The organism is Caulobacter sp. AVps16, from assembly GCF_058681455.1.
Genome location: NZ_CM178739.1, coordinates 2,610,001 through 2,636,468 on the forward strand (window position 1 = coordinate 2,610,001; position 26,468 = coordinate 2,636,468).

Sequence of the window (26,468 nt, forward strand, 5' to 3'; positions counted from 1 at the left end):
CCCAGAAGGCGCGTTATGCGCTGCGCGCAATGATCGAACTGGCCCGCGAGGACGGACAGGTTACCGCCGGCGAACTGGCGGTCCGGGCCGATGCACCACGCAAGTTTCTGGAAGCGATCCTGTTGACCCTGGCCCGCGAGGGCCTGGTCGTCAGCCGTCGCGGCAAGTTCGGCGGCTATCTGCTCGGCCGCCCCGCCGCAGAGATCAATTTTGCCGAGGTCATCCGGCTGGTCGACGGCCCCCTGGCCCTCGCCCCCTGCGTCAGTCGCACGGCCTTCCGTCGTTGTGAGGACTGCCGTGATCTGGCGACCTGCGCCCTGCGTGAAGCCCTGCTCAGGGCCCGCGATGTCACGGCCCAGGTCCTGGAAGGCTACAGCCTGGCCGACGCCGTTGCCGGCGAAGGCGCAGAACTGCTCGGCGGCTAGAGCCCATTCCGGCCTGACGGAGTCATCCGGGCGGCTGAACCGCGCACTGGCTCAGGGGTCTGAGCGCCCTTCGATCCGATTGCTGTTTCACACCGGCCGGAAAACGCCCTAGCCCGCCGCGATATAGGCTTTCAGCCCCTCGGCTTCGGCCTGGGCTTCATTGATCTTGTACTTCACCAGGTCGCCGATCGAGATGATGCCGACCAAGCGTCCCTCGCGGACCACCGGAAGGTGGCGGATCCGGCGGTCGGTCATCCGCTCCAGCAGGACATCGATCGACTCTTCTGGCTGAGCGAAGATCACATCAGCGCTCATGCAGGTGGCGATCGGCTTGGTCAGGGCTCCGCCCCCCTCCTTGGCGATCACGCGAACAATGTCGCGTTCCGACAGAATGCCGACAATGGCCTCATCAGCATCGACCACGACCATGGCCCCAACCCGGCGGGTATGGAGCAGGGCCGCAGCAGCACCCACCGTTTCCTGGGGCGAGGCCGTAAACACCAGATCGCCCTTGTCCTTCAGGATCTGAGAAACCAGCACTGAGCACCTCCCTTGTTCATTCTTGTGGGGAGAGGGTCTCGCAAAGCGGTGCGGGGATCAATGGCCGTGTGAATTTGCTGCCAGCCAGGAGGCCGGCGAGACCAGAAGGGCCCCGGCGACGAAGCCGAACAGGTGGGCCTCCCAGGCCACCGCCCCCGTCAGGCCCGGAAAGCCCCCAAAGGCTGCCATGACCAGATTGATGACCAACCAGCTGAGGGCCAGGGACAGGGCGCGCGGTGCGAAGGGGCTGCTCAGCACCCCGGGACGATCCATCAGTCGGCCCGCCGCGCCCATCAGGCCGGCGACAGCTCCCGAGGCTCCGACCACCAGGTCGGTCGAGCCAGGGTGAAGGGCGGCATAGGCCAGGCCCGCACCCATACCCGACATTATATAGAGCAGGACGAAGACACTCCCGCCCTTCAGGCCAAGACCGAGCAGGCGGGCGACCGGTGCCCCGAAGGCCAGGGCAAAGGCGGCATTCATCAGGGCGTGAATCCAGCCACCATGCACAAAGAGCGAGGTGACCAACCCGGCCACCTCCCCGCGCCAGATGCGAACCGGCTCCAGCGCCAGGCTGTAGATCGTATCCGGGCTGGCACCGGCCAGGACCAGATGCGACAGCAGGATGCTCGCCGCCGCCAGCAAGGCCGGCCAGGGCGCATTGAACATCGGTTCGCGGGGTTCTTCGGGACGATCGAGGGTCATGCACTCTTACTTAGGACGGCGGCGCGCGTTTCAGAGTCGCACTGCCTATCGCTTAACCATTTTGCGAGACCTTGGCTCTAGACCGGAAGCTGTATGAATTTGGCACGGGGGTTGCTTGCACCTTCGCGTCGGCAGTCGCGGAGGCTCCCATGGCCTGGCAGATCAGAAACAGCATCGTCGTCGGCGCAGGCCTTGTCGCTGTCGTCGCAGGGCTCAGCGCGCCGGTCGCGACCCTCGCCCAGACCATGTCGAGCAATTCCGCCGCCTTCAATGCCGGCTATGGTCGCATCGCCGGTCAGGAAAACCGCGTGGTCGACTATTCGACCCGGGACGCCAATGGCAACCGCATCATCGTTGACGGCGTGATGCTGACCGGCGCCGACCAGAGCGTCTTTTCGTCCAGCCATTCCTCGGGATCGCTGGATGCCTATTCGGGCGTCGGCGGTCGCGGCTACAGCAGCTCGACGGCGATCGGCAACAATCTGACGGTCATCACCCAGGGCAACAACAATACGGTGATCGTCAACTCGACCCAGACCAACACCGGCAATATCTCGGCAGGATCTTCGGTGAAGGGCGTCACCGATGGGAAATAAGCGCCTATCCCTGGCCATCATGGCCCTGGCCTGCAGCGCCCTGACGGCTTGCGGCACGAGCGTGCCCAAGGTCTCGATGGAAGGCAATTACGCCAAGCCGATCGGCACGGCACCGGTCACCGCCAACCCGACCGACTATTCCGCCGCCCTGGTCTGCCTGAGCCAGTATGCCAAGCAGAACCGCATTGCGGCTCCGCGCATCGCGATCGGCCGCATCGCCGACTATACCGGCAAGGAAGAGTCCGACGGCTCGGGCCGCAAGGTCACCCAGGGGGCCTCCCTGCTGGCCATGTCCGCCTTCGCCAAGGCCGGCATGCCGATGGTCGAGCGCTTCGACACCTCGGTGTCTGAGTTCGAACTGAAATACGCCAACAACAAGCTGATCAGCGACCGTCCCAATCCCGCCGCTGACGTACCGGTCGACTATCGCCGCATCCTGGCCGGTCAGGTGCCGGGTTCGGACTTCTATGTGGTCGGCGGCATTACCGAGCTCAACTACAATATCCGCTCGGCCGGCGTTGACGCCTATGCCGGCGACAAGGACACCGACGGCCTGAAGGGCAGTTTCAAGCGCCGGGTGTTCGTGATGAACATCGCCCTGGACCTGCGTCTGGTGAATACCCGCACCCTGGAAGTGGTCGATGTCGTCGCCTACCAGAAGCAGGTGGTCGGGCGCGAGGTCAGCCTGGGCGTCTTCGACTTCCTCAATGGCAACCTGTTCGATATCTCGGGCGGCCGAGGCGCGCTGGAGCCGGTCCAGCTGGCGGTGCGCGCCCTTATCGAGCGCTCGGTCGTTGAGTTCAGCGCCAATCTCTATGGCATGCCCGGCCCCCAGGGCTGCATGCGTTACGACCCGCTGGGCGACCCCACCGTCGGACAGACGGGAGCCTTCACGCCCGCCTACAACAATCTGGGAACCAACAATGCGCAGACCCGCGAAGACCCGTCTCGCTGGAACGCTCGCAGCGATCCCGATCTGCGCAATGCTAAGCGGGGTCGCTACTAGCCAGACCGCGCCCAGCACGGTTCTGAACAACCAGATCAATCTGGGCGACGTCTTTGCCGAGCAGACCCTGAACGTTGAAACCGTCACCGACGGCTTCAGTGCCAGCACGATTGCGCCGGCCAACAGCGCCCTGGTCTCGGTACGGGATACCGACGCCGTCCTGACCTCGAACCAGGACAATTCCGGTCAGGTCCTGGCCCATGGCGTGGTCAATCTCGGTCTCAATGGCGGTGCCCGCAGCCACATCACCAGCACCGCGGTCGGCAATGCCGGCACGGCGGCGGCCGACAATGGCACCCTCACGGGGCGGGTGACCCAGCTGAACACCGCCGGGGTCACGGCCCGCAGCCAGCTGGAAGCGGATCATGCCGAACTTCAGGATGTGTCGATCAGCACCCTGGCTCAGGGCAACAGCCAGGGCCTGACCCTGATCAATGCCGCCATGGGCGTGCGGGTCAGCCAGGGCAATACGGCCAATGTGCTGGCCGATGGCGGTTCGATCGCCGGCGCGATCACCGGCACGGCGGCGGTCGCCGGCACGGCGACAGGGAACAACATCACCCTCTCGGGAACCGAGCAGTCGGCCGCGCGCGTGATCACCGAGCAGTCCAATGCCGGCATCACCCAGGCCAGCAAGTTCACGGCCTATGGCTCGAGCTATCTGAGCAGCACGGCAGCTTCTGCCAGCGGCAACAATCTTTCCGCGACCAATGAAGGCCCGCTGCTGGATGTCGCGAGCAACCAGTACAATGCCGCCTATGTCCGCGCCCAGGCCGAGGCGACGTCCTACCAGTTCAGCGCCGCCCAGGTCGGTGCCCATGGCGTCGGCAATTCCGCCCTGGTCGGCAACTATGGGCCCGAAGTGGTGCTCGACAACATACAGACCAATGAGGGCGGCGGCGTCGAAGCCCTGGCCCTGTTCGAGGGCCATGACGGCTATGATGCCGTGGCCACGGCGACGGCCATGGGCAATGCGGTGACCGCCTATGCCTGTTCGCAGTGCAGCGGCCAGATGACCATCCGCAACAATCAGGTCAACAGCACCGAGGTCGGTGCCCGCACGACGACGACCGCCGGTTCGGCCCGCTCGATCAGCGGCATCACCACGGCTACCGGCAACAATGCCAGCTTCTATGTGAGCTCGCCCAACCACTAGCCGGCCCTTGATATCGGGTCGCGGCAGCGGGTCCGGCTTCAGGACGCCCCGGACCTGCCGGGACTATGGGCGAGGCCATGGCTCGCGGTCTGCTGCGGCCTGGCCGGTTTTTGTCGTTTTTTCCCGGCCATCCCTGATATAGGCCGCATCCTCCGCGATATCCCGACGCCTCCCCACTAAGAGCACCTTATGGCTTCCCCTGCCCGCGCGCCTATTCTCGCCCTCAAGGACGTCCGACTGGCCGACGGGGCCAAGCCCCTGTTCGATGGTGTCGACCTGGCACTGGAGCCGCGGATCCGCGCCTGCCTTGTGGGCCGCAATGGCGCCGGCAAATCCACCCTGCTGAAGATCCTGGCCGCCAAGGGTATCGAGGCCGACAGCGGCGAGCGCTCCGTGCAGCCCGGGGCCAAGATCATCTTCGTCGACCAGGAACCGGAGATCACCGGCGCAACCCTGCTGGACTACTGCACCGCCGGCGGCGCGGAGGACTATGAAGCCCACGCCACCCTGGCTGATTTCGGGCTCGACTACAGCAAGGGGACCGAGGGCCTTTCCGGCGGCGAGCGGCGGCGCGCGGCCCTGGCCCGCGCCTTTGCCGAGCAGCCGGACGTGCTGCTGCTGGACGAGCCGACTAACCACCTCGACATCTTCGCCATCCAGACCCTGGAAGAAGAGCTGGCCAATTCCAAGTGCGCGGCCCTGATCGTCAGCCACGACCGCGCCTTCCTCAACCGCGTCACCCAGCGCACCTTCTGGCTGGAGCACCGCAAGGTCCGCCGCCTCGACAAGGGGTTCGCCGAGTTCGAGGTCTGGAGCGAACAGGTGCTGGCGGCCGAGGCCGACGAGGAACGCCGGCTCAACAAGCAGCTGGAAAAGGAAAACGCCTGGCTGGCTCGCGGCGTTCAGGGACGTCGGGCCCGCAATGAAGGCCGCCGCCGGGCCCTGATGGACCTGCGCAGCCAGAAGCGTGACCTGCAGGCCGACAAGCGCGGCAGCATGACCATGGCGGTCGAGTCCTCCGGCACCTCGGGCAAGCGGGTGGTCGAGGCCAAGCACGTCACCAAGCGTTTCGGCGACCGGGTGATCGTCGAGGACTTCTCGACCCGCATCCTGCGCGGTGATCGCGTGGCCCTGGTCGGTCCCAACGGGGCGGGCAAGACCACCCTGGTGCGCATGCTGCTGGGCGAGCTTGAGATCGACGCCGGCGACATCAAGCTGGGGACCAATCTCGAGATCTCCTATGTCGACCAGAACCGCATGGCGCTGTCGGAGAAGATGACGCTGTGGGACTTCCTGACCCCCGGCGGCGGCGACTCGATCCTGGTGCGCGGCGTGCCCAAGCACGTGGCCGGCTATGCCAAGGAGTTCCTGTTCACCGAGGCCCAGCTCCGCCAGCCGGTCACCAGCCTGTCCGGCGGAGAGCGCAACCGCCTGCTGCTGGCCCGGGCCCTGGCCTCGCCGACCAATCTGATGGTTCTCGACGAGCCGACCAATGACCTCGACATGGACACCCTGGACCTGCTCGAGGAACTGCTGGCCGATTTCGAAGGGACGCTGATCCTGGTCAGCCACGATCGCGACTTCATCGACCGGCTGGCGACCTCGACCATCGCCATGAATGGCCATGGCAAGGTGCTGGAAACGCCGGGCGGCTGGAGCGACCTGATCGACCAGAGCCCCGACTTCTTCAAGGGGGCCCGCGGGGCCGCCGGCGATTTTGCCACCGGGACCGGCTCGCACAAGGCGGTCGTGACCGCACCGCCCCCGCCGCCCAAGAAGGCCGGCAAGCTGTCCTACAAGGACCAGCGCCGTCTGGAGGAATGCGAGGCCCTGGTGGCCGCCAGTCCCGGGATCATCGGCGACCTCGAAGCCCGGCTGGCGGACGCGAACTTCTATGCACGGGACCCGGCCGGTTTCGACAAGGTGATGAAGGCCCTCGACAAGGCCCGCAGTGACCTGGCCCAGGCCGAAGAGGACTGGCTGGCGCTCGAGGAAAAGCGCGAGGCCATGGTCGGCTGAACGGCTCCTCAGCGACGACTGGTACGGCCTGGGCAACGGCGTACCAGCCAGTGCCCTTATGGTTTTCAGTAAAGACCCGCGCTTGAATCCCAGCGAACCTTATGCATCCTCAAGCGCCCGTCGAAGTAGAGACGGGGCGACCACAAGTTGGACTTGAGTTGATGGTGCGCCGCATCTGCGACAAAGCGCCACAGCAACTGAATTGGCCGCAACCTTAGACACGCGCAAGCGTATCAAGCTGGGGGGACAGGAAGAGTATGCGGCAAGAGTTGGCACAACTTGAGCGTCAGCGGCAGGATGCTCTGCTACTGGGCCTGGCTGTGGCTATTGTCGCCAGTCTGGCCTTCAGCGAGTACCTGACTCGCACCGCCCTGGGCGTGGCTTCCTTCTGGCCGGCCAATGGGCTGCTCGCGGTCGGCCTCATGGCGCTCAACGCCCCACGGCGCATCGCCCTGACCCTTGTTATGGTGTTTTTCCATATCGCCACGAGCCAGATGGTCGGCGACAGCCTGACCAAGACCCTGCTCTACACCACCATCGACGTGGCGGAGGCCTTTGCGGTCTGGATTGTCGTCAGCCGCTTCTCCAATGGCGTCATGCGCCTGCGCAACATGCGGCAGCTGGCCATGCTTGTCGCCCTGGGCGCACCCATCGCCACGATCGCTGCGGTGCTTGCCGCCCTTCCGCTCTCGGTGATCACCGGTGCGCCCTTCCTGACGATCCTCTGGGCCTGGTTTGCGCGAAGCGGTCTCGGACTGGCCGTCGTGCTTCCCGCGATCCTGGTCCTCCTCGATGCCGAGCACCGGCGCGCCTTCCACCGGTCAAGGCGCGAACGCCTGGCGATCTACGCCTCGATCGCCGTGATGACCGCGATCTGCTTCTATCCGGACGGGGTACCGGCACCCTTCATGATCTTCCCCCTGGCCATGCTGGCCGCCTTCCGTCTGGGCGCGCGCGGCGCGGCGGAAAGCTCTCTCGTCGTGGCCTGCATCGCCATCCCGCTGGTGGCCTCCTCAGGCTATCTCGCGGTGGGTCTACGCTGGGCAGACGCCAATCCGGCCCGCATCGTCCAGGTCTTTGTCTTCCTGCTATTCGGCACAACCTTGGCGACCGGCCTGGCCCTGGCCCAGCAGGAACGCCTCAAGCGCCTGCTCGTCCGCCGGGAACAGCTGACACGGGCGGCCAGGGCCCGGGCCTTGGCGGCGACCGAGGCCAAGACCGAGTTCCTGGCGACCATGAGCCACGAAATTCGCACCCCGCTGAACAGCGTGCTGGGCTTCGCCCAGCTACTCGCCGCCCGTAACGACCTGCCGCCGGATGCGCGACGCCAGGTGAACCTGATCGACAATGCCGGTGGCGCGCTGCTGACCGTCGTCAATGACATCCTCGACTTTTCGCGGGTCGAGGCCGGCCAGGTGGAGCTGTCGCCCCAGCCGACCTCCGCCGCCGCCCTGCTGCGGGACACCGTCGCGATCATGGCACCGGAAGCCCGCGCCAAGGGGCTGACGATCGAGGTCGAGATCATCGACCCGCTCGAGGCCCTGCATGATCTCGACGATGCCCGCCTACGCCAGGTCCTGCTAAATTTGCTCAACAACGCCGTAAAGTTCACCGAGACGGGGCGCATCGATGCAAGCCTGATCGTCGAGGCCGGCGAAGACGAGGATCGGCTGCGCTTCGAAATCGCCGATACCGGTGTCGGCATTTCCGTCGAGCAGCAGGCCCTGCTGTTCCAGCGCTTCTCACAGATCGACGGGTCCGCCAGCCGTACCTATGGCGGCGCGGGCCTGGGCCTTGCGATCAGCCGAACCCTGGTCGAGATGATGGGCGGCAGAATCGGCGTCGACAGCGTGCCCGGTCGAGGGTCCTGCTTCTGGATCGAGGTTACGGCACCGGTTGCCGAGCCCGTAGCCGCGCCCGAGGCCCGTCCGACGGCGGCACCCAGCGCCGCGCGCATCCTGCTGGTCGATGACCACCCGATGAATCGCGAGATCGGGGTCGCCCTGCTGCTCCTGGCCGGCTGCAAGGTCGACATCGCCGAGAATGGACAGCAGGCCGTCGAAGCCGCTGCGGTCGGCGAGTATGACATGATCCTGATGGATATCCATATGCCGTTGATGGATGGACTGGCGGCGACCCGCGCCATCCGCGCCCTCCACTCGCCCGCCAGCAAGATTCCGATTATCGCCATGAGCGCAGACGCCCTGCCCCAACAGGTCGAGCGCTGCTACGCCGCCGGCATGGTCGATCACATCGCCAAGCCGATCCAGCGCGAGGTCCTGTACGCCAAGGTCGATCGTTGGTTGACCGCGCCCACAAGCATCGATTAGTCGAACAGCGTTCGCCTGAGGCGCTCTAGTCCTGGAGGGATTGATGGGTTTCCGCCGCCTGGCCGCGCTGGCTGTCTGCGCCCTGATCGTCGCCTGTTCGCCATCCAGCCAGGAGCCGGCCGACGCCCCCGGCCGCACGGCGATGAAACTGGCGACCGACTGGCGGGCCCAGGCTGAACTCGGCGGCTATTACCAGGCCCTGGCCACGGGTGAATATGCCCGACGCGGTCTGGATGTGACCCTGATCCAGGGCGGTCCCGGCGTGAATGTCCCGCAGCTGCTCGCCACGGGGGCCGTGGACGTCGGCGTCGGCTCCAACAGCTTCATCGTCATGAACCTGGCCAAGGAACAGGCGCCGGTGAAGGCCGTGGCGGCCTTCATGGACAAGGACCCGCAGGTGCTGATCGCCCATCCCGGCCAGGGCATCAATTCGATCGCTGACATGAAGGGCCGGCCGATCCTGCTGGCCGACGCCTCGATCACCGCCTTCTGGGTCTGGTTGAAGGCGAAGTACGGCTTCAGCGATGATCAGGTCCGCAAATACAATTATAGCGCCGCGCCGTTCCTGGCCGACAAGCGCATCATTCAGCAGGGCTATGCCACCAGCGAGCCTTACCTGATCGAGAAGGAAGGCAAGATCAAGCCGGCGGTGTTCCTGCTGGCTGACAGCGGCTACCCGGCCTATGCGTCTATGGCCCTGATGCCGGACAGCTTCATCGCCAAGAACCCGGCCGCAGCCCAGGCCTTTGTCGACGCCACGGCGGCGGGCTGGAAGTCCTATCTCTACGGGGACGCCAAACCCGGTGACGCCGCCATCCTCAAGGACAATCCGGAAATGACCCAGGATGTGCTGGATCAGGCCCGGGAAAAGATGCGGGCCTATGGCATCGTGGGCAAGGACGGGATCGGCAGCATGACCGACGCCCGCTGGGCCGAGTTCTTCAAGGTCGCCGCCGACCAGGGCGTCTATCCCAAGGACATGGATTACAAGCGGGCCTACACACTGCAATTCCTGCCCAAGGGCCCATGACCCAGTCCATCGCCGCGCTTTCAGCCGTCGAAGTTGACTATCCGGGTCGAGGCCGCGCCCTTGGACCGGTCGACCTTTCACTGCGCGCTGGCGAGGTGGTCGCCCTGGTCGGACCGTCCGGCTGCGGCAAGTCGACAGCGCTTCGCCTGCTGGCCGGGCTGGAACAACCCACCCGCGGAACTGTGACCCGCGCCGCCGGCAAGGGCGAGACCGCCGTGGTCTTTCAGGCCCCGACCCTGGCCCCCTGGCTCAGCGCCCAGGCCAACGTCGCCCTGCCTCTGGAACTCGCCGGTACACCCCGCGCTGCGGCCATGACTGCCGCACAGGAGGCCCTGACCAGGGTGGGACTGGGCGAGGCCCTGGCGGCGCGTCCTGTCCAGCTGTCCGGCGGCATGGCCATGCGTGTGTCGCTGGCTCGCGCCCTGGTGACGGGCCCGCGCCTGCTGCTGCTGGATGAACCGTTTGCGGCCCTTGATGAAATCACCCGCCGCGCCCTGGCCGACGATGTGCTGACCCTGGCCGAAAGCCTGGGGCCGGCGATGATCTTCGTCACCCACAATGTCGAGGAAGCGGTCTATATGGCCGGCCGCGTGGTCGTCATGAGCCCGGGCCCAGGCCGTATTGCCGGTGAGGTCACCATCCAGGGGCCCTTGGTCCGCCCTACCGGCTTTCGCACCACCGAAGCCTTCCGCCAGGCCGTTGAAGCTGTTTCCGGCCTGTTGGCCCAGGCCGGAGCGCGGGCCGCATGAAGACCCTCTCGGCCATCCTGTCGCCGCTGGTCCTGATCGGTCTGCTGCTGACCATCTGGGAACTGACCTGCGCCCGCCTGGCCGTGCCGGCCTATCTGCTGCCGCCTCCCAGCGCGATCGGGGCGGCCCTGGTGGCGAGCTGGCCCCTTCTGCTCGCCTCGGCCTGGGGAACGCTCTCGACTGCCCTCCTGGCCCTGGTCATGGCCAGCCTCCTGGCGTGCGGCCTGGCCCTGGCGGTCAGCCTCAGTCCGCTGCTGGAAGACGCCATCCGGCCCATCGCCGTGACCTTGCAGGTCACCCCCCTCGTCGCCATCGCCCCGCTGGTGACCATCTGGGCCGGTATCGATCATCCAGAGCGGGCGGTGATCGGCCTGGCCGCCGTGGTGGCCTTCTTTCCGATTTTCTCGGGTGCCCTCTCCGGTCTGAAGGCCGTGGATCCCGATCTGGCGCGCCTGTTCGACCTCTATGGCGCGACCTCCGCCCAGCGCCTTTGGCGCCTGCGACTGCCCTCGGCCGTCCCGGCCCTGCTGGAAGGCCACAAGGTTGCGGCGGGCTTAGCCGTGATCGGTGCCGTCGTGGCGGAATTCGTGGCGGGGTCTGGCGGTGCCCAGGGTCTGGCCTGGCGGATCCTGGAATCCTACAATCGCCTGCAAACTGCTCGGGTATTTGCCGCCCTTCTGACCCTGGCACTGCTGGGCGTCGCCCTGCACGCCCTGATGGAACTGGTCGAGCGTCGCCTTCTGGCCCTTTGGCGCGGGCGTTAGGTCAAGATTAAGCCACAAGGCCTAAGGCTGGAGTCTGAAGTCCTCCGGCAGTCTCCCCGATGCGTTCCCTGGTCATCCTCGCCGTTCTTGTCAGCGTCGCTTCCGCCGCACGCGCCGAGGACACGCGCGAGAGCCGCTATGGACCGCGCCCGAGCCGGGCATCCCCCGCCCTGAGCGCCGCATCAGGCTATGCTGGTCCCATCCTCGGCTGGGCCGGCAAGCAGGAGCCGATTACGGGCCGGGCCGCATCGATCCAGGCCCCACCGGTGCCCACTGCACCGCTCAACATGCGGCCACCGGCCCAGGTCCAGGCCTTTCAGCCCGCCGCGGCCCCGGTAGCCGCCCAGGCGACGATGTCAGAGCCCTGGCGGAATCTCAGGGCCCTGCCGGAGTCGGGTTCGCCGGCTCCCGCACCGGCCCCGTCCGCCCCCCCGCAGCGCCAAACCTTGGCCGCCACCGCACCCCAGACTGTGCCCTCCCCCCTGAACGGCCTGCCCGACAGCGCTCAGCCACCGGGCTTGCTCCCCAGCATGGCCCGGACCTATTCGGTCGGCCGTCAGTACGGCCTGCAGCCTGACGCCCTACCGAGGCTTCAGCCCAATGGAATGGTCTTCATCGCACCCTCTGAGGAGGCGCCGCGACTGAAGGATGACGAACCCCGCCACGGCTCAGCCGAGTGGATGGCGCAGGGGGCCCGCGGCCGTGAAGACGCTGACCGCAGCGGATTGGACGGCACGCTGTGATGCAATCCAAGCTTCACGACCTGATCGCCCTGGCGGATGAACCGTCCAGCGCCAGGCGGCGCGAGCTTCTGCGTGGCGTGACGGACCTGTTCTTCACAGGCGACAGTCACGACCCGGTCCAGATGGGGCTATTCGACGACGTCATGAGCCAACTGGCCGGTGACATGGAAGAAGCCGTCAGGATCGAGCTGGCCGAACGCCTGAGCCAGGCTCCCGCCGCGCCGCGGGGCATCAGCCGGACCCTGGCCATGGACAGCATTGCTGTCGCCCAGCCGATCCTGAAGAACTCTTCGAGCCTGTCGGAAAACGATCTGCTGGAGGTGGCGCGCACCCGTGGCCAGGATCATCTGCGCGCCATCTCCCAGCGCACCAGCGTTCCCAGTGCGGTTTCGGATGCCATCGTTCAGCACGGCGATGATACTACCTTGGGCGTCCTGTTGCGGAACGAAGGTGCCGTGCTGTCCCGTCAGGCGCACGAAGCGGTCGTCGACCGTGCGGCGGCCAATCCGGCCCTGCACGAGGCCGTGGTCGACCGTCACGGCCTGCCCGTCGATCTGCTGAACGAGATGTACTTCATGGTCGAGGCCAGGCTGCGCGAGCGGATCATGGCCAAGAATGCCGATGTTGATCCCGCGACGCTGGAAGCGGCCCTCGACGCCGGCCGCAAGCGCGTCGCCGCCGGGGACGGTGCCCTGCCGGCGGACCATGCCCAGGCTGAGCACGAGTTCCGCGCCATCAAGGCGAAGGGTGGCGCGACGGCTGCGGCCCTCGCCGCCATGCTTCGCGCCAAGAACACCACCCTTTTCCTGGTGGCCCTGGCCGACATGGCCGATATCGACTTCCACACCGCCCGCCATATCTTGGAGCGGCACGAACTGGACGCCCTGGCCGTGGTCTGCAAGGCCGCAGATTTCGATCGCGCCCTGTTCCTGACCTTCGCCCTGCTGATCCTGGAACCGTCGGATGACGTGATGGGCAAGGCCAAGGCCTATGGCGAACTCTATGGCGCCCTGCCCCGCGAGGCCGCCCTGCGCACGATCCGATTCTGGCGCCTTCGCCGCCAGACCGGTGACGTCGCCGCCGCCTGATCAAGACTTTCGCAGGGCGCTGGCTGCCTTGCTTGCGCCTTCAGAGACGCCCAAGGTGAGGCTTCAAAATCCGCACCTAACCCTAGGCTGTCTATGATTCGCGCTTCGCGCCTGACGCTGCTGGCCGCCGTCGGCCTGTCCCTCGCCGCCTGCTCTGCCCTGCCAAAGCTATCCCTGCCGTCCCTGCCGTCCCTGGCAAGAGCGGGCTCCAACTCGGCACCGGCAGTACCTGCAGGACCCACCCGGGCCTCCCTGAAGCCCGGCCAGTGGGCACACGAGGTCTCCGACATTGCGCCAGACCCCCGCGTGCGGTTCGGCGTTCTGCCCAGCGGCATGCGCTACGCCCTGATGAAGAACGCCACTCCGCCCCAGCAGGCCGCCCTTCGGCTGTGGTTCGACACGGGCTCGCTGATGGAGGCCGACGATCAGCAGGGCCTGGCCCACTTCCTCGAGCACATGGCCTTCAACGGCAGCAAGAACGTGCCCGAAGGCGAAATGATCAAGATCCTTGAGCGCCACGGTCTGGCGTTCGGAGCCGACACCAACGCCTCCACCGGCCTGGATCAGACCATCTATCAGCTGGACCTGCCCAAGACCGACGACACCACTGTGGACAGCTCGCTGATGCTGCTGCGGGAGACGGCCGGCGAACTGACCATCGCCCCCGAGGCGGTCGATCGCGAGCGCGGTGTCGTCCTCTCCGAGGAACGCACGCGCGACAGCCCCGGCTATCGCGTGGCCATCAAGTCGATGGACTTCCAGATGGAGGGCCAGCTACCGCCCAAGCGCATTCCGATCGGCAAGACCGAGGTCCTCAAGACGGCCCCGGCCCAGCGCATCCGCGACTATTACGAGGCCTATTATCGGCCGGAGCGGGCTGTTCTGGTGGCCGTCGGTGATTTCGATCTCGACGCCATGGAAGCCAAGATCAAGGCCCGGTTCGGCGACTGGACGGCCAAGGGCCCCGCCGGCAAACGCCCTGACCTGGGCAAGGTTGCCAAACGCGGTCAGACTGTCCGCCTGATCGTCGAGCCGGGCGCGCCGCTCGCGGTACAGCTCTCCTGGGCCTCGACCCCTGACGGCCTGATCGAGACCAAGGCCGTCGATGTGCGCGATACCCTGCGCAACCTCGGCTTTGCGGTGCTGAACCGCCGCATGCAGGCCCTGAGCCGCGCTGCGGATCCCCCGTTCATCGCCGGCGGGGCCTTCGCGTCCGACCAGTACGGTGCCGTGCGCATGACCACCCTGGGTGCCACGGCCCAGCCCGGTCGATGGCGCGAGGCCCTGGCGGCCCTGGAGCAGGAACAGCGCCGGGTCCTGCAGTTTGGCGTGCGACAGGACGAACTGGACCGTGAGATCGCCAGCCTGCGCGCATCCCTGGTCGCCGCCGCCTCGGGCGAGGCCACCCAGCGCTCTACGGCCCTGGCCGCAGGCATTGTGGGCAGCCTGACCGACGGCGAAACCGTCACCAGCCCGAGCCAGAACCTGACCGCCTTCGACGAGATCGTCAAAGGCCTCACGGCCGACCAGGTCAGCGCCGTTCTGAAAGCCGCCTTCACGGGCCAGGGTCCCCTGATCCTGATCCCCACCCCGTCTGCCATCGAGGGGGGAGAGGCCACGGTGCTGGCGGCCTATGCGGACTCCGGCAAGGTCGCCGTCCAGGCCCCCGCCGGTCCCGGCGTCACGGCCTGGCCCTATGCCAGCTTCGGCTCGATCGGCAAGGTCGTCGAGCAAAAGGATATCAGCGACCTGGACGCCGTCTTCGTGCGCTTTGAGAACGGCGTACGCCTGACCGTCAAGCCGACCAAGTTCCGCGACGACCAGGTGCTGATCAAGGCCCGCATTGCCAATGGCCTGCTGGACCTGCCCACCACCAGCCAGAGCCCCCTGTGGTCAGGCTCGGCCTTCATCGAGGGGGGCCTCAAGCAGATCAGCGCCCAGGACATGGAGCGGGTCCTGAACGGCAAGATCTGGAATGCCGGCCTGGGCATCGAGGACGACGCCTTCACCCTCAGTGGTCGCACGCGGCCCGAGGATGTCGCCACCGAACTGCAGGTTCTGGCCGCCTTCGCCCAGGAACCGGGCTGGCGACCGGAAGCCTTTACCCGGGTGAAGACCTACTACGGCACCATCCACGACCAGCTGGAAACCACGACCGGTGGCGTCATCGGCCGGGAGCTCAGCGGCTTGCTGCACAAGGGCGACAAGCGCTGGACCTTCCCGACCCGTACGGACATCGCCTCCGCCTCGCTCGACACCCTGAAGGCGGCCGTCGCAGGCCCGCTCAGCAGTGGACAGATCGAGGTTGTGGTGGTCGGCGATATCACGGTCGACAAGGCCATAGCTGCCGTGGCCGAAACCTTTGGGGCCCTGCCCGCACGTTCGGGGCGGACCGAACCGACGGCGGCGCGCGAGGTGCCCTTCCCGGACCCTTCCGCGACGCCGGTCGTGCTGACCCACAAGGGCCGCGCCGACCAGGCCCAGCTGTTCATGGCTTGGCGCACCGACGACCTGTTCTCGGACCTGCAGCGGTCGCGTGACACCTCGGTCCTGGCCCAGGTGATGCAACTGCGTCTGACCGATGAGCTGCGCGAAAAGCAGGGGGCGACCTATTCGCCCTCAGCCGGAGCGACCCACAGTGTCGTCTTCAATGACTGGGGCTATCTGTCGGTCAGTGTCGAGGTTCCGCCTGAAAAGCTGGACGGCGTGATGGCCTCGATCCGCCAGATCGCCGCCGATCTGCGCGACAAGCCGGTCACCGAGGACGAACTGGATCGCGCCAAGAAGCCGCGCATCGACCAGATCGAGAAATCCCGGGTCACCAACGAGTACTGGCTTGGCAACCTGTCGGGGGCCCAGGCTGATCCGCGGATCCTGGACGCGACCCGCTCGGTGATCGCCGGGCTGGAGCGGGTCAAGGCCGCTGATGTCCAGAGGGCTGCACGCACCTTCCTCGGAGCGGACAGATCCTGGACCGTGCTGGTCAAGCCGGAAGGCAAATAGACGAAAAAGGCCCTCCCGCCTGTCCGGAGGGAGGGCCCGATCACTCTGGAAGCTCGGAATTCGGCTCTAGTAGACCACGCCGCCGACGCCACCATCGAGGCTGAAGCTCATCGAGGAGGTGCTGGCCTCGCGGACCTGTTCTTCGCGATAGGCGGTATAGGTCTCGGTCGTCAGCAGGGTCAGGATCTTGACCCCGGCACCGAACCGGCGAAGCAGCGAGCGCTCGTTGCAGTCACGGGCCGGACGTTGCGGACGACAGGACAGGGTGCCTGCCTGGCCGGCCTGGCCCGTACCCGGCGAATAGTAGAGCGCTTCATTCTTGGCGCAGATATAGGACTGGGCCCCGCGGCCGCCGGTGCTGATGTCGATCGCGCCGTCATAGTCGCCGATCACATACTGCATGCGCGAGCCGGCGATGCAGCGATAGAGCTCACCGTCATAGCGGTCGTCGATATCCCGATCGGGCGTGACCTGCGAGGCCGGATGCGGCACGTCGCGGTCGTCGAGGCAAACGGCGCGGATAACCACCCGACGCAGCTTGGTCCGGGTCGCCTCATAGGCCGTGCGACGACGCTGTTCGACGCCCTCGACATTGAGTCCCTGAATGTAGCCGGTCGACATCGGACCGGAATAGTAGCCACCATGGCTGCCGCCGCCGTAATAGACGGTCGAGCTCGCACCGCCGCCGGCACCGGAAGTCGCACCGGCTGATGCCCCCGCCGAGGCGCTGGCATTGGCATTGGCGTTGACGATCACCGTCGCGCCGACATTGATGTTCACGCCCGGAATATTGACGTTGTGACCCGGCGTGCAGCAGGGCGGCGAAGGCGGTCTCGGCGGCTTGGGCGGCGGAGCAGGAGGCTGGCAACAGGTCGGCGGCGGCGGCGGGCAACCCGTCGTGCAGCCGGCGGCATAGGCCGCGCCCCCCACCATCAGGCTGCCCAGCAGCGCACCAAGGCCCCAAAGCGGCCCGCGCATCGATCGTTTCGGCGCCTTCATGGCGTTTCCCTTCGCACGACGTCGTCCGACCGTTCGGCCAGCAAGAATCGGGCCGTCCTCCGTCGCCGACGCCGGCTTGCGCCAAAACGGGACGATCGGGCTCTGGCCCGGATCTCCTAGCAAGCCCCGTGCGGCAAAAAACAGCCGTGGAAGGACCCGCCAGGGGACAACGATGTTCCATCCAAGCACGGAACGGTTGATAGACTATTGGCGTGATCGCAAAGGCGATGCGCCCGCGCCGTCGCGGGCCGACATCAATCCAGGCGATTTTACCGACCTGCTGCCCCAGGTATTCATCGCCGGGCGGGAGAAACTGGGGCGCGTGCCGTTCCGGCTGGCCGGCGGCTTCCTGAACGATCTGCATGCCCGCGACCTGCGCGGCGAAGACCTGCTCAGCCTCTGGGCCCTGTCGCATCGGCTGGAGGTCAAGTCTTCCCTGGAGATCGCCCGTCGCCGTTGCCAGCCCGTGGTGGTCACCGCCGACATTCGCGCCCAGGGCGTCCCTTCGGTCGGGATGGAAGTGCTGTTTGCCCCGCTGCGCGGCGTGAACGGCGAAACCGATCGATTCCTGGGGCTCTATCAGCCGATCGCCATGACCGCGCGCCTGGAAGGGCGACCGGCCTATGAGCTGGGCGTTCGTCAGATCCAGCCGCTGGGTCTCGGCAATCAGCAGGGGGCCAGGCTGCGGCTGGCGACCCTGAACGGCCGCCGGATCGCCTAGAGGCCTGAGGCTCTCGCGGTCTCGAACTGGTTGGTATGGGTGACGTAGTAGTCCAGCTCGATCAGCAGGCCGCGCCAGGCTTCGTCGATCGGGGCCGTCCAGTCCTCGCCCAGAACCTCCCGGAGGGTGTCGGCCACCACCCCAAAGAACGTCCCGAAGACCTCGGGCGAGACATCATAACCGGCGTGGTTCATCGCCTCGGACTGGATCAGGGTCGCCGCATACTGACGCTCGCCAACGAAGTCGAGAATGGCCCGGATCACCTGAGACAGCATCTCGCCGCGCACCTGGCCATTGCCGTCCATGCAGAACAGCGGCTCAAGCTGGGGCTGTTGCGCGAACAGCCTGGCATAGACCAGGGGCGTCAGGTCAGCGCAGCGCTCGGCAGCCAGGGCCAGGCTTTCCTCGATCAGCTCAGCCCTCACGGCGCCTAGTCCCGTCCGGCCGCGTCAAGATCGGCGATCACCTGGGCCGGCAGAACCAGGCTGGCCGCACCCATCAGCTCCTCCAGCTGGGCCACGCTGGTGGCACTGGCGATGGGGGCGGTGATGGCGGGATGGGCCATGACCCAGGCCAGAGCGATCTGGGCGTGCGTGGCTCCGGTCGCTTCGACGGCCTTGTCCAGGGCAGCCAGAACCCGAACACCCTTGTCGTTCATATAGTCGCGCTTGATCGTGTGTCGCCGCGCGCGTCCCTCAAGGTCGGCTTCGGACCGGTACTTGCCCGTCAAGAAGCCCGCAGCCAGGCCGTAGAAGGGAATGATGCCCAGGCCCTCCGCCGCGGCCAGGGTGGCCAGTTCGCCCTCGACCTGGTCGCGGTCATAGAGATTGAACTTCGGCTGGATCGTCGCATACCGCGGCAAGCCCCTGGTTTCAGAGGCCGCAAGGGTCCCGGCGAGCCGGTCCGGCGAGAAATTTGAGGCCCCGATAGCCCGTACCTTTCCGGCCTTCACGAGTCGGCCAAAGGCCTCAAGCGCCTCCTCGACTGGGGTCGCCGCGTCATCCTGATGCGACTGGTAGAGGTCGATATAGTCCGTCTGCAGTCGGCGCAGCGAGCCCTCGACGGCCGCCTCGATATTGGCGGCCGACAGGCCCGGCTGCTTGGGCCACATGGCGACCTTGGTCAGGATCAGCACATCGTCGCGCCTCCCCCGAGCCTTCAGCCAGCGCCCGATGACGCTTTCGGACTCGCCCCCCTCGTGTCCGGGCACCCAGGCCGAATAGACATCGGCCGTATCGACGGCATTGAAGCCGCTGCCGACAAAGGCGTCGAGCAGACGATGCGAGGTCGCTTCATCCGCCGTCCAGCCAAAGACATTGCCGCCGAACACCAACGGGGCAGTCGAAAGGCCGGAACGGCCGAGGGGGCGCTTTTGCATGGCTAGCCGATCACGCCGCTGCCGCCCGCCCATCCTCGAACACCGGCGCATCGACGGGGGCCAGGGTCGCCTTGCCACGGATCAGATCGGCGGCGCGTTCTGCGACCATGATGGTCGGGGCATTGGTGTTGCCGCCCACCAGGGTCGGCATGACCGAGGCGTCCACCACCCGCAGACCCGCGATCCCCTGCAAGCGCAGATGATCATCGACCACCGCCATGGCGTCGCCCGCCGCGCCCATGCGGCAGGTGCCGACCGGGTGATAGATGGTCTCGGACTTGGCCCGGATCCAGGCGTCGATATCGGCGTCGGCCCGCACATCCGCGCCCGGCGCATATTCAGCGTCGCGATAGGGATCCAGCGCCGCCTGGGCCGCAACCTCGCGCGCCATCCGCACGCCTTCGCGCAGCGCGCGGCGGTCTTCGTCGGCGGCCAGGTAGTTGCCCAGGATGGTCGGATCATCGAACGGATCGGCCGAACGCAGGCCCACCGCGCCGCGGCTTTCCGGGCGGAGCTGACAGACATGCAGGGTGAAGCCGTCCTTCTCGACGACGACCTTGCCATGGTCCTGCATGATGGCCAGCACGCCATGGATCTGCAGGTCGGGACGGTCGAGGTCCGGGCGGGACTTCAGGAAGGCGCCGCTTTCCAGGAACTGCTGGCGGCCCAGACCCTTGCCCAACAGCATGTAGGACAGGCCCGTGGCCAGCTTGTTGAGGCCCTTGTTGGCCGAATAGGCGGTCGTCAGGTTCTTCGTCGTCCAGGACAGGCAGACATCGAGATGGTCCTGCAGATTGGCTCCGACGCCTTTGGATTCCTGAACCACGGCGATGCCGTTGGCCTTCAGGAGATCCGGCGCACCGATGCCCGACAGCTGCAGGATCTGGGGCGACTGCACCGCGCCGGCGCTCAGCAGCACCTCGGCATCGGCATAGGCCGTCCGGGCCTCGCCCCCCTTGCCGACGACATAGTCGACGCCGACGGCGCGGCCCTTCTCGATCAGGATCTTGGTCGTGCGGGCCTCGGTCACGCAGGTCAGGTTGGGTCGTGACAGGGCCTCGGACAGATAGGCCGCCGCCGCGCTCCAGCGCTTGCCGTCACGGATGGTCAGGTCATAGGGGCCAAAGCCCTCCTGCTGGTAACCGTTGAAATCCTTGGTGGTCTTGTGCCCTGCCTGGCGTCCCGCCTCGATCAGGGCCGGATAGAAGGGGCTGGGCGACTCACCCTTGGAAACGTGCAGCGGGCCCTGACCGCCGTGATAGGCGTCGCCACCGGCATGGTGGGTTTCCGAGCGCTTGAAATAGGGCAGCACCTCCGAATAGGACCAGCCGGACAGGCCCATCTGCCGCCACTGGTCATAGTCGCGGGCATGGCCACGGATATAGATCATTCCGTTGATGGCCGAGGATCCACCCAGGCCCTTGCCGCGCGGCCACCAGAGCTTGCGATTGTCGAGGTGCGGCTCCTCCTCGGTCCAGAAACCCCAGTTCTGATCGCCCTTGGCCTTGATCAGCTCGCCGACGCCGGCCGGCATCTTGACCAGGATCGAGGTGTTCTTGCCGCCGGCCTCCAGCAGCAGGACCTTGATGTTGGGATCTTCCGTCAGTCGCGCGGCCAGGACGCAGCCGGCGGAACCGGCACCGATGACGATGTAATCGAAGCGTTCGCTGGCCATGACCCCGACGCCCTCCCTGAATGTTATCGTTGTTAAGGCAGAGAGTGACGCGGCTTTCCGCTGGACGCAAGGCTAGAGCGTTTTCCGACAGGCATGAAACAGCCATCGGACCGGGAGGCGCTCTAAACCGCTGTTTTAGCGTTCTTTTTCCAAGACCCCGATAAGGCTATCAACCCCAGAGGGCCTCCAGGGGTGCGAGCCCCTTGACGCTTTTCCGCCCAGCCTGATGCCTAGCGCCTGGCCTGCACGATCCAGACACAGGCCGGCATCATAACGCCCTGCAGGGTATCATAGCTCACCAGAAGGGCCTCCAGGGCCTGGCTGACGCTAGCGGCAAGGTGAGGCGCGGTCCTGAGGGCTGAGCCCAGGGGCCCAACCCGAAAGTTCAGCCGGAGGGTCTCCGCGACCGAAGATCCGCCGATCAGCGTGTCGAACGGGTCAAGGGTCACGTCTGAAAAACCGGCACCCTCCAGAATGGACCGCACGCGCAAGGGATCAGCAAAGGCGAAAGGCCCCGGTGCCAGGGGGTCGGAGGCCGGCATGGGCGGCAGAAACGGCTGAGCGGCGTCCATCGGCGCCCGCATCCAGAGATTTTCCGCATAGGGTCGCCAGCAGACAAAGGCCAGGCGGCCGCCCGGCCTGACCGCGCGATGGAGATTGGCGAAGGCCGCGGCCGGATCGCTGAAGAACATCACGCCAAACCGCGAGAATATGGCGTCGAAAGCGGCCGCGCCCAGGTCAGCGACCTGCGCATCGCTATTACGGAACTGCGGCTCCACCGCATTGACCGGAAGGTCACGGGCCCTGGCCACGGCCAGCATGGGCTCCGAGATGTCGACGCCCACCACCCCTCCGCCGGGGCCGACGCGCGCAGCAAGTTCCAGCGTGGTCTCGCCACAGCCGCATCCGACATCCAGGATCCGCTCGCCCGCTGCAGGGGCCAGAACCCGCATGGCTTCCGCGCCCAGCGGTGCGATCAGGCGGTCCAGCTGAGCCTGATGCTCGACCCAGGTCTGACCGACCGCCGTGTTCCAGTAGTCGATCTGGGCGGCATTGGCGCTCGCGGTATCAGTCAATGACATGGGTTCTCCTGGGCGGTCAGGCCGCGCCTTGGACCTTGGATGATATTGCGATCAGGCCGCCCGCGCGACGCCAAGCTCGCACCAGCCCAGCGGCCGGGGTGCCTTGGGCATGTAGAAGGCCTGCATCTCGTCGAGGACAAAGCCGGCGGCGGTAATCCCGCTGGCCACGGGACGGGTCAGGCGGCAACCGCCGGCCAGGGGCGTCCAGATCGGCTCAAGCCGTTTCTGCCAGCGCGCTACCTTGGCATCGGGGGCCAAGCCATGTTCGCAGAACAGGAACCGGCCGCCCGGTTTCAGAACCCGTCGGGCCTCGGAGAGGACGGCCGGCGGCTGGTGTACCGAGCACAGGGTAAAGGTGCACACCACCGTATCAAAGCTGTGGGACTCGAAGCTGAGCTGTTCGGCTTCCCCGTCCAGGACCTCGACGTTCAGACCTGCAGGTCGCGGCGCCGCCAGGGCCCGGTCCCTCAGGCCCTGAGACGGATCCACCCCGGTCACGCTGGTGACGCGCGAGGGATCGTAAAAGGCCAGGTTGAGCCCCCCGCCGATCCCGAGCTCCAGCACCCGGCCCTGCGCGCGCGGCACGATCTTGGCCCGCTGTTTGGCAATGGCCCCCGCACCGCAGGCGCAGCCGATAACGCGCGGCAGGATGTGGCGATCATAGAATGACGTCATGGCGATTTTCCTGCCGGGGGCCCGACCATTCGAGAGAGATCGTCGGCGGGGGTCAAGCCCTCCTGCGATCAGGCACCGGACACGGTCAGGTCGCGACTGTAGCGCTGCCAGTTCTCGACATAGTGCAGGGCCGAGGCCTGCAGGATCAGGGCATGCTGCTCGCCGATCTCGCGCACCACCTTGCCCGGAGCCCCCATGACCATCGAATTGTCGGGGATCTCCTTGCCCTCGGTGATCAAGGCCCCCGCGCCGATCAGACAGTTTTTGCCGATCTTCGCGCCATTGAGAACGATTGCTCCGATCCCGATCAGCGAGCCGTCACCGATCGTGCATCCGTGCAGCATCACCATGTGGCCGATAGTCACATTCGCCCCGATGGTCAGTGGCGCGCCATGATCGGTGTGAAGTACTGACCCGTCCTGTACATTGCTGTTTTCGCCGATCTCGATCGGATCGTTGTCCCCGCGAGCAATGGCGCCCCACCAGATACTGGCATTCTTCTTGAGAATGACATGTCCCATGACCGATGCCGTCGGAGCGATCCAGTATTCGCCTGGCGCGGGAAGCGTGGGGCTTAGGGCGCCCAAGGAATAGACAGTCATCCGTACACCCCGTTTTCTTGAAATCGTCGCTTGATTAACATCTGAGAAACCACGTTAGCATCATTCTAGTCGGGCGATTCGAAGGGAGAAATCACTTCGATTCCCACCGGGGACGATGTTCGCCCCCGGCTCCCGACAACGGAGAACAGGGTGTCGCTCTTGGCGTTCAGGCGTTCCTCGGAACCACCGCCTTCTCGGTCCAGCGCCGAGCCGCCGCGTTGCGCACGCGTCTCCGTTCATCTCCTCCCCACCGCCAAGGACGACGCCACACGGCCTCGTCCTTTTTTAATGCCTGAATGGAGGCTTACATGACCAAGCGAGCCCTGAAGCGTATGGCGCGCGAAGGCGCGACCGAGAGCGGCCACTATGGTGACGACGCAAAAGTGCGCCGGTTGCCGGTCGATATTCGCGAGCGCGGAAACAGCTGGTCGCCCCTTGGGCATGACGGAGCCTCGCGAAATCCGGATCGAGACCAGAGCTACCTGAAAACCATCAAGCCCAAATCTCCCGGCCAGGCCGAACTGATGGAGGCCATCGACAAGAAGAACCTGGTGATGGCCCTGGGCCCTGCAGGCACCGGCAAGACCTATATCGCCATCGCCAAGGCCGTCGAGGCGCTGGAAGCCGGCTCGGTCGCCCGCATCGTCCTGTCGCGTCCCGCCGTCGAGGCCGGCGAGTCGATCGGCTATCTGCCCGGCGACATGGAGGACAAGCTCGCCCCCTATCTGCGCCCCCTCTATGACGCCCTGACCGACCGCCTGTCGAGCCGGCGCATGCGGGCCCTGATGGCCGACGGCTCCATCGAGATCGCCCCGGTCGGCTTCATGCGCGGCCGCACCCTGAACAACGCCTTCGTGGTCATCGATGAAGCCCAGAACTGCACCTACATGCAGCTGAAAATGCTGCTGACCCGCCTGGGCTGGAACTCGACCATGGTGGTGACCGGCGACCCGAACCAGTCCGACCTGCTGCCCGGCATTTCGGGTCTGGCCGACGTGGCCGCCAAGTTCGACGCCCTGGAGAATATCGGCGTGGTTCGCCTCGCCGACCGTGACATCGTTCGCCACCCCCTGGTCGCGGAGATGCTCGGCGTTCTCTAATTCTGCCACAGGTGGCCCATCAGGGGCTTGAGTTGGAGGCGGTCGGGCGTGCAAGGTCCGGCCGCCTTAACGATTTCAGGATCCCCCCATGGCCGACGCCGCCACCACGCCTCGTTCGGAGTTTACCGTTCGCGGCGTCCTGCTCGGGATCGCGATCACCCTCGTCTTCACCGCCGCCCAGGTCTATCTGGGCCTCAAGGTGGGCCTGACCTTCGCGACCTCGATCCCGGCGGCGGTGATCTCGATGGCCCTGCTGCGGCTGTTCAGAACCGGCACGATCCAGGAAAACAACATTGTCCAGACCATCGCCTCGGCGGCGGGCACCCTGTCGTCGGTGATCTTCGTCCTGCCCGGCCTGCTGATGATCGGCTGGTGGGCCGAGGTGCCGTTCCTGCCAACCTTCGGGGCCTGCGCCGTCGGCGGCATCCTGGGCGTCATGTACACGATCCCGCTGCGCCGGGCCCTGGTGACCAATTCCGACCTGCCCTATCCCGAGGGCGTCGCCGCCGCCGAGGTGCTGAAGGTCGGCACCGGATCGCGTGAAGGGGCTGCGGAGGGGCAAGCCGGCCTGCTGGCGGTCGCCGCAGGCACCATCGCCTCGGCCCTGTTCGCCGCCCTCGCTGCCGCCAAGATCTTTGCCGCCGAGGTCTCGGCCTATTTCAAGGCCGGGGCCGGCGCGACCGGCATCGGCGCGTCCAGCTCCCTGGCCCTGATGGGGGCCGGGCATCTGATGGGTATCACAGTCGGTATCGCCATGTTCGCCGGCCTCGCCATCGCCTGGGTCATCCTGGTCCCGATCATGACCAGCCTGCATCCGATGGACGGTGCCGATGCCGCCAAGCACGCTCTGACCGTCTGGAAGACCGAAGTCCGCTTCATGGGTGCCGGCGTGATCGGCGCAGCGGCCATCTGGACCCTCGGCAAGCTGGCCGCCCCGATCTGGAGCGGCCTGACCTCCGCCCTCGAGGCCGGCAAGGTCCGCAAGGCCGGCGGCGCGGCCATCCCGCGCTCCGAACAGGACATCCCGATCAGCATCGTCGGCCTCGTCGCCCTGCTGATGCTGGCCCCTGCCGGCTGGTTCCTGGCCCAGTTCCTGGTCGGAGGCCCGATCGAAAGCCTGTCCACGCCCCTCGTCGCCATCGGCATCGGCTATGTCGTGTTCGCCGGCATGCTGGCCGCCGCCGTCTGCGGCTATATGGCCGGCCTGATCGGATCGTCGAACAGCCCGGTCTCGGGCATCGCCATCCTGACGGTGCTGGGGGCCTCGCTGATGGTCGGGGCCGTGGGCCGCGGCATGATCGGACCCGACGTGACCAAGGCCCTGGTCGCCTTCGCCCTCTATGTGACGACCGTCGTCCTGGCCGTCGCCGTGGTCGCCAATGACAATCTTCAGGACCTCAAGACCGGCCAGTTGGTCGACGCCACCCCGTGGAAGCAGCAGGTCGCCCTGGTGATCGGCGTCATGGCCGGGTCGATCGTCATTCCGTTCGTGCTCGAACTGCTGAACCGCTCGAACGGTTTCGCCGGCGCGCCCAATCTCCACGCCATCGCCAATGACCCCCTGGCAGCCCCCCAGGCGACCCTGATCTCGACCCTGGCCAAGGGCGTGCTGGGCGGCGACCTGAACTGGGGTCTGCTGGGAATCGGTGCCCTGATCGGAGCCGGACTGGTCATGGTCGATGCGGTCCTGCGCAAGTCCAGCACCGGCCGGTTCAGCCTGCCGCCCCTGGGCGTGGGCCTGGCGATCTATCTGCCCAGCTCCGTCACCGCTCCGGTGGTGGTCGGTGCCCTGGCCGGCTGGATCTATGAAAAGGTCGTGGCCAGGGACAAGACCGCCGAACCGGCCAAGCGGCTGGGCGTCCTGGTCGCCTCGGGCTTCATCGTCGGTGAGAGCCTGTTCAATGTCGCCCTGGCCGGCCTGATCGTGGCCACCAACAAGGGCGAGCCCCTGGCGGTGCCCTTCGCCCCGACCGAGCACATCGGCATGATCCTGGCCCTGATCGCCGCGGCGATTTCGGTGTTCAGCCTCTACCGCTGGGCCCGCAAGGCGGCGGCCAGGACAGCCGAGGCCTGAGCCTGAAA

24 protein-coding genes (1 of these 24 running past the window's edge) are annotated in these 26,468 nt (G+C 66.5%); 15 read left to right on the top strand and 9 right to left on the bottom strand.

Annotation, left to right across the window (positions count from 1 at the left end):
• On the top strand, nt 1–425 hold the 3' portion of the coding sequence (locus ACW17U_RS12515) for an RrF2 family transcriptional regulator (RefSeq protein ID WP_492052805.1). Its footprint begins 7 nt before the window's first position; the window shows 425 of its 432 coding nt (coding positions 8–432); the start codon falls outside the window, past its left edge; its stop codon occupies nt 423–425.
• 108 nt (nt 426–533) lie between these two features.
• Here ACW17U_RS12515 and ACW17U_RS12520 read toward each other — a convergent pair whose 3' ends face one another.
• Nucleotides 534–965, bottom strand: coding sequence for a CBS domain-containing protein (locus ACW17U_RS12520; protein ID WP_062144794.1), 432 nt, complete (start codon nt 963–965; stop codon nt 534–536).
• Nucleotides 966–1,022: 57 nt separating this feature from the next.
• Entirely contained in the window at nt 1,023–1,670 is a 648-nt protein-coding gene (locus ACW17U_RS12525) for a rhomboid family intramembrane serine protease (RefSeq protein ID WP_492052807.1), read from the bottom strand.
• Between the two features lie 149 nt (nt 1,671–1,819).
• Here ACW17U_RS12525 and hfaA point away from each other — a divergent pair, with 149 nt between their 5' ends.
• From hfaA to ACW17U_RS12580, 11 genes are all read left to right on the top strand, one after another.
• Nucleotides 1,820–2,266 carry a holdfast anchoring protein HfaA gene (gene hfaA, locus ACW17U_RS12530; RefSeq protein WP_062144788.1) on the top strand — a complete coding sequence of 149 codons (447 nt, stop codon included), beginning with the start codon at nt 1,820–1,822 and terminating at the stop codon, nt 2,264–2,266.
• The gene (gene hfaB / locus ACW17U_RS12535; RefSeq protein ID WP_062144785.1) at nt 2,256–3,272 is read left to right on the top strand and encodes a holdfast anchoring protein HfaB; all 1,017 of its coding nucleotides are present in this window, start codon (nt 2,256–2,258) and stop codon (nt 3,270–3,272) included. Before hfaA ends, hfaB begins: the two co-directional genes overlap by 11 nt.
• Nucleotides 3,190–4,428 (top strand): holdfast anchor protein HfaD, encoded by a 1,239-nt coding sequence (gene hfaD / locus ACW17U_RS12540; RefSeq protein ID WP_492052809.1) that lies wholly within the window; start codon nt 3,190–3,192, stop codon nt 4,426–4,428. Before hfaB ends, hfaD begins: the two co-directional genes overlap by 83 nt.
• A gap of 189 nt (nt 4,429–4,617) precedes the next feature.
• Nucleotides 4,618–6,447, top strand: a complete 1,830-nt coding sequence (locus tag ACW17U_RS12545) for an ABC-F family ATP-binding cassette domain-containing protein (RefSeq protein WP_492052811.1) — start codon at nt 4,618–4,620, stop codon at nt 6,445–6,447.
• A 257-nt stretch (nt 6,448–6,704) separates the two neighbouring features.
• Nucleotides 6,705–8,777: a hybrid sensor histidine kinase/response regulator gene (locus ACW17U_RS12550; protein WP_062144776.1), complete on the top strand. Its 2,073-nt coding sequence runs from the start codon at nt 6,705–6,707 to the stop codon at nt 8,775–8,777.
• Nucleotides 8,778–8,820: 43 nt separating this feature from the next.
• The gene (locus ACW17U_RS12555) at nt 8,821–9,807 is read left to right on the top strand and encodes an ABC transporter substrate-binding protein (protein ID WP_492052813.1); all 987 of its coding nucleotides are present in this window, start codon (nt 8,821–8,823) and stop codon (nt 9,805–9,807) included.
• On the top strand, nt 9,804–10,556 hold the full coding sequence (locus tag ACW17U_RS12560) for an ABC transporter ATP-binding protein (RefSeq protein ID WP_492052815.1): 753 nt from the start codon (nt 9,804–9,806) through the stop codon (nt 10,554–10,556). The genes ACW17U_RS12555 and ACW17U_RS12560 overlap by 4 nt, the downstream gene beginning before the upstream one ends.
• On the top strand, nt 10,553–11,320 hold the full coding sequence (locus ACW17U_RS12565; RefSeq protein WP_492052817.1) for an ABC transporter permease: 768 nt from the start codon (nt 10,553–10,555) through the stop codon (nt 11,318–11,320). The genes ACW17U_RS12560 and ACW17U_RS12565 overlap by 4 nt, the downstream gene beginning before the upstream one ends.
• 59 nt (nt 11,321–11,379) lie before the next feature.
• A complete protein-coding gene (locus ACW17U_RS12570; protein ID WP_492052818.1) occupies nt 11,380–12,063 on the top strand; it encodes a hypothetical protein in 684 nt (227 codons plus the stop codon).
• The gene (locus tag ACW17U_RS12575) at nt 12,063–13,151 is read left to right on the top strand and encodes a DUF2336 domain-containing protein (protein ID WP_492052819.1); all 1,089 of its coding nucleotides are present in this window, start codon (nt 12,063–12,065) and stop codon (nt 13,149–13,151) included. The genes ACW17U_RS12570 and ACW17U_RS12575 overlap by 1 nt, the downstream gene beginning before the upstream one ends.
• A gap of 93 nt (nt 13,152–13,244) precedes the next feature.
• Entirely contained in the window at nt 13,245–16,154 is a 2,910-nt protein-coding gene (locus ACW17U_RS12580) for a M16 family metallopeptidase (RefSeq protein WP_492052820.1), read from the top strand.
• 66 nt (nt 16,155–16,220) lie between these two features.
• Here ACW17U_RS12580 and ACW17U_RS12585 read toward each other — a convergent pair whose 3' ends face one another.
• A complete protein-coding gene (locus ACW17U_RS12585; RefSeq protein WP_492052821.1) occupies nt 16,221–17,153 on the bottom strand; it encodes a hypothetical protein in 933 nt (310 codons plus the stop codon).
• A 172-nt stretch (nt 17,154–17,325) separates the two neighbouring features.
• On the opposite strand from ACW17U_RS12585, the gene ACW17U_RS12590 reads away from it, so the two are divergent.
• Entirely contained in the window at nt 17,326–17,874 is a 549-nt protein-coding gene (locus tag ACW17U_RS12590) for a PAS domain-containing protein (RefSeq protein WP_062144753.1), read from the top strand.
• Here ACW17U_RS12590 and ACW17U_RS12595 read toward each other — a convergent pair.
• The 6 genes from ACW17U_RS12595 to ACW17U_RS12620 all read right to left on the bottom strand — a co-directional run bounded on the left by ACW17U_RS12595 (nt 17,871) and on the right by ACW17U_RS12620 (nt 23,286).
• The gene (locus tag ACW17U_RS12595; RefSeq protein ID WP_062144750.1) at nt 17,871–18,299 is read right to left on the bottom strand and encodes a globin; all 429 of its coding nucleotides are present in this window, start codon (nt 18,297–18,299) and stop codon (nt 17,871–17,873) included. The two genes, ACW17U_RS12590 and ACW17U_RS12595, sit on opposite strands and share 4 nt — an antisense overlap.
• A gap of 5 nt (nt 18,300–18,304) precedes the next feature.
• A complete protein-coding gene (locus ACW17U_RS12600) occupies nt 18,305–19,252 on the bottom strand; it encodes an aldo/keto reductase (RefSeq protein WP_492052823.1) in 948 nt (315 codons plus the stop codon).
• Nucleotides 19,253–19,262: 10 nt separating this feature from the next.
• A complete protein-coding gene (locus ACW17U_RS12605) occupies nt 19,263–20,927 on the bottom strand; it encodes a choline dehydrogenase (protein ID WP_492052825.1) in 1,665 nt (554 codons plus the stop codon).
• Nucleotides 20,928–21,157: 230 nt separating this feature from the next.
• A complete protein-coding gene (locus tag ACW17U_RS12610) occupies nt 21,158–22,009 on the bottom strand; it encodes a class I SAM-dependent methyltransferase (protein ID WP_492052827.1) in 852 nt (283 codons plus the stop codon).
• A 51-nt stretch (nt 22,010–22,060) separates the two neighbouring features.
• A complete protein-coding gene (locus ACW17U_RS12615; RefSeq protein WP_492052829.1) occupies nt 22,061–22,684 on the bottom strand; it encodes a class I SAM-dependent methyltransferase in 624 nt (207 codons plus the stop codon).
• 68 nt (nt 22,685–22,752) lie between these two features.
• On the bottom strand, nt 22,753–23,286 hold the full coding sequence (locus ACW17U_RS12620) for a gamma carbonic anhydrase family protein (RefSeq protein WP_492052831.1): 534 nt from the start codon (nt 23,284–23,286) through the stop codon (nt 22,753–22,755).
• A gap of 296 nt (nt 23,287–23,582) precedes the next feature.
• Between ACW17U_RS12620 and ACW17U_RS12625 the strand changes: the two genes are divergently transcribed.
• The gene (locus ACW17U_RS12625) at nt 23,583–24,386 is read left to right on the top strand and encodes a PhoH family protein (protein WP_166504138.1); all 804 of its coding nucleotides are present in this window, start codon (nt 23,583–23,585) and stop codon (nt 24,384–24,386) included.
• An 88-nt stretch (nt 24,387–24,474) separates the two neighbouring features.
• A complete protein-coding gene (locus ACW17U_RS12630) occupies nt 24,475–26,460 on the top strand; it encodes an OPT family oligopeptide transporter (RefSeq protein WP_492052832.1) in 1,986 nt (661 codons plus the stop codon).
• Nucleotides 26,461–26,468 lie beyond the last annotated feature (8 nt).

Coding starts and splice junctions, on each gene's coding strand:
- ACW17U_RS12525 (WP_492052807.1), bottom strand. CDS start 1,670: ATGACCCTCGATCGTCCCGAAGAACCCCGCGAACCGATGTTCAATGCG.
- hfaA (WP_062144788.1), top strand. CDS start 1,820: ATGGCCTGGCAGATCAGAAACAGCATCGTCGTCGGCGCAGGCCTTGTC.
- hfaB (WP_062144785.1), top strand. CDS start 2,256: ATGGGAAATAAGCGCCTATCCCTGGCCATCATGGCCCTGGCCTGCAGC.
- hfaD (WP_492052809.1), top strand. CDS start 3,190: ATGCGCAGACCCGCGAAGACCCGTCTCGCTGGAACGCTCGCAGCGATC.
- ACW17U_RS12545 (WP_492052811.1), top strand. CDS start 4,618: ATGGCTTCCCCTGCCCGCGCGCCTATTCTCGCCCTCAAGGACGTCCGA.
- ACW17U_RS12550 (WP_062144776.1), top strand. CDS start 6,705: ATGCGGCAAGAGTTGGCACAACTTGAGCGTCAGCGGCAGGATGCTCTG.
- ACW17U_RS12555 (WP_492052813.1), top strand. CDS start 8,821: ATGGGTTTCCGCCGCCTGGCCGCGCTGGCTGTCTGCGCCCTGATCGTC.
- ACW17U_RS12560 (WP_492052815.1), top strand. CDS start 9,804: ATGACCCAGTCCATCGCCGCGCTTTCAGCCGTCGAAGTTGACTATCCG.
- ACW17U_RS12565 (WP_492052817.1), top strand. CDS start 10,553: ATGAAGACCCTCTCGGCCATCCTGTCGCCGCTGGTCCTGATCGGTCTG.
- ACW17U_RS12570 (WP_492052818.1), top strand. CDS start 11,380: ATGCGTTCCCTGGTCATCCTCGCCGTTCTTGTCAGCGTCGCTTCCGCC.
- ACW17U_RS12575 (WP_492052819.1), top strand. CDS start 12,063: ATGCAATCCAAGCTTCACGACCTGATCGCCCTGGCGGATGAACCGTCC.
- ACW17U_RS12580 (WP_492052820.1), top strand. CDS start 13,245: ATGATTCGCGCTTCGCGCCTGACGCTGCTGGCCGCCGTCGGCCTGTCC.
- ACW17U_RS12585 (WP_492052821.1), bottom strand. CDS start 17,153: ATGAAGGCGCCGAAACGATCGATGCGCGGGCCGCTTTGGGGCCTTGGT.
- ACW17U_RS12590 (WP_062144753.1), top strand. CDS start 17,326: ATGTTCCATCCAAGCACGGAACGGTTGATAGACTATTGGCGTGATCGC.
- ACW17U_RS12600 (WP_492052823.1), bottom strand. CDS start 19,252: ATGCAAAAGCGCCCCCTCGGCCGTTCCGGCCTTTCGACTGCCCCGTTG.
- ACW17U_RS12605 (WP_492052825.1), bottom strand. CDS start 20,927: ATGGCCAGCGAACGCTTCGATTACATCGTCATCGGTGCCGGTTCCGCC.
- ACW17U_RS12610 (WP_492052827.1), bottom strand. CDS start 22,009: ATGTCATTGACTGATACCGCGAGCGCCAATGCCGCCCAGATCGACTAC.
- ACW17U_RS12615 (WP_492052829.1), bottom strand. CDS start 22,684: ATGACGTCATTCTATGATCGCCACATCCTGCCGCGCGTTATCGGCTGC.
- ACW17U_RS12620 (WP_492052831.1), bottom strand. CDS start 23,286: ATGACTGTCTATTCCTTGGGCGCCCTAAGCCCCACGCTTCCCGCGCCA.
- ACW17U_RS12625 (WP_166504138.1), top strand. CDS start 23,583: ATGGAGGCTTACATGACCAAGCGAGCCCTGAAGCGTATGGCGCGCGAA.
- ACW17U_RS12630 (WP_492052832.1), top strand. CDS start 24,475: ATGGCCGACGCCGCCACCACGCCTCGTTCGGAGTTTACCGTTCGCGGC.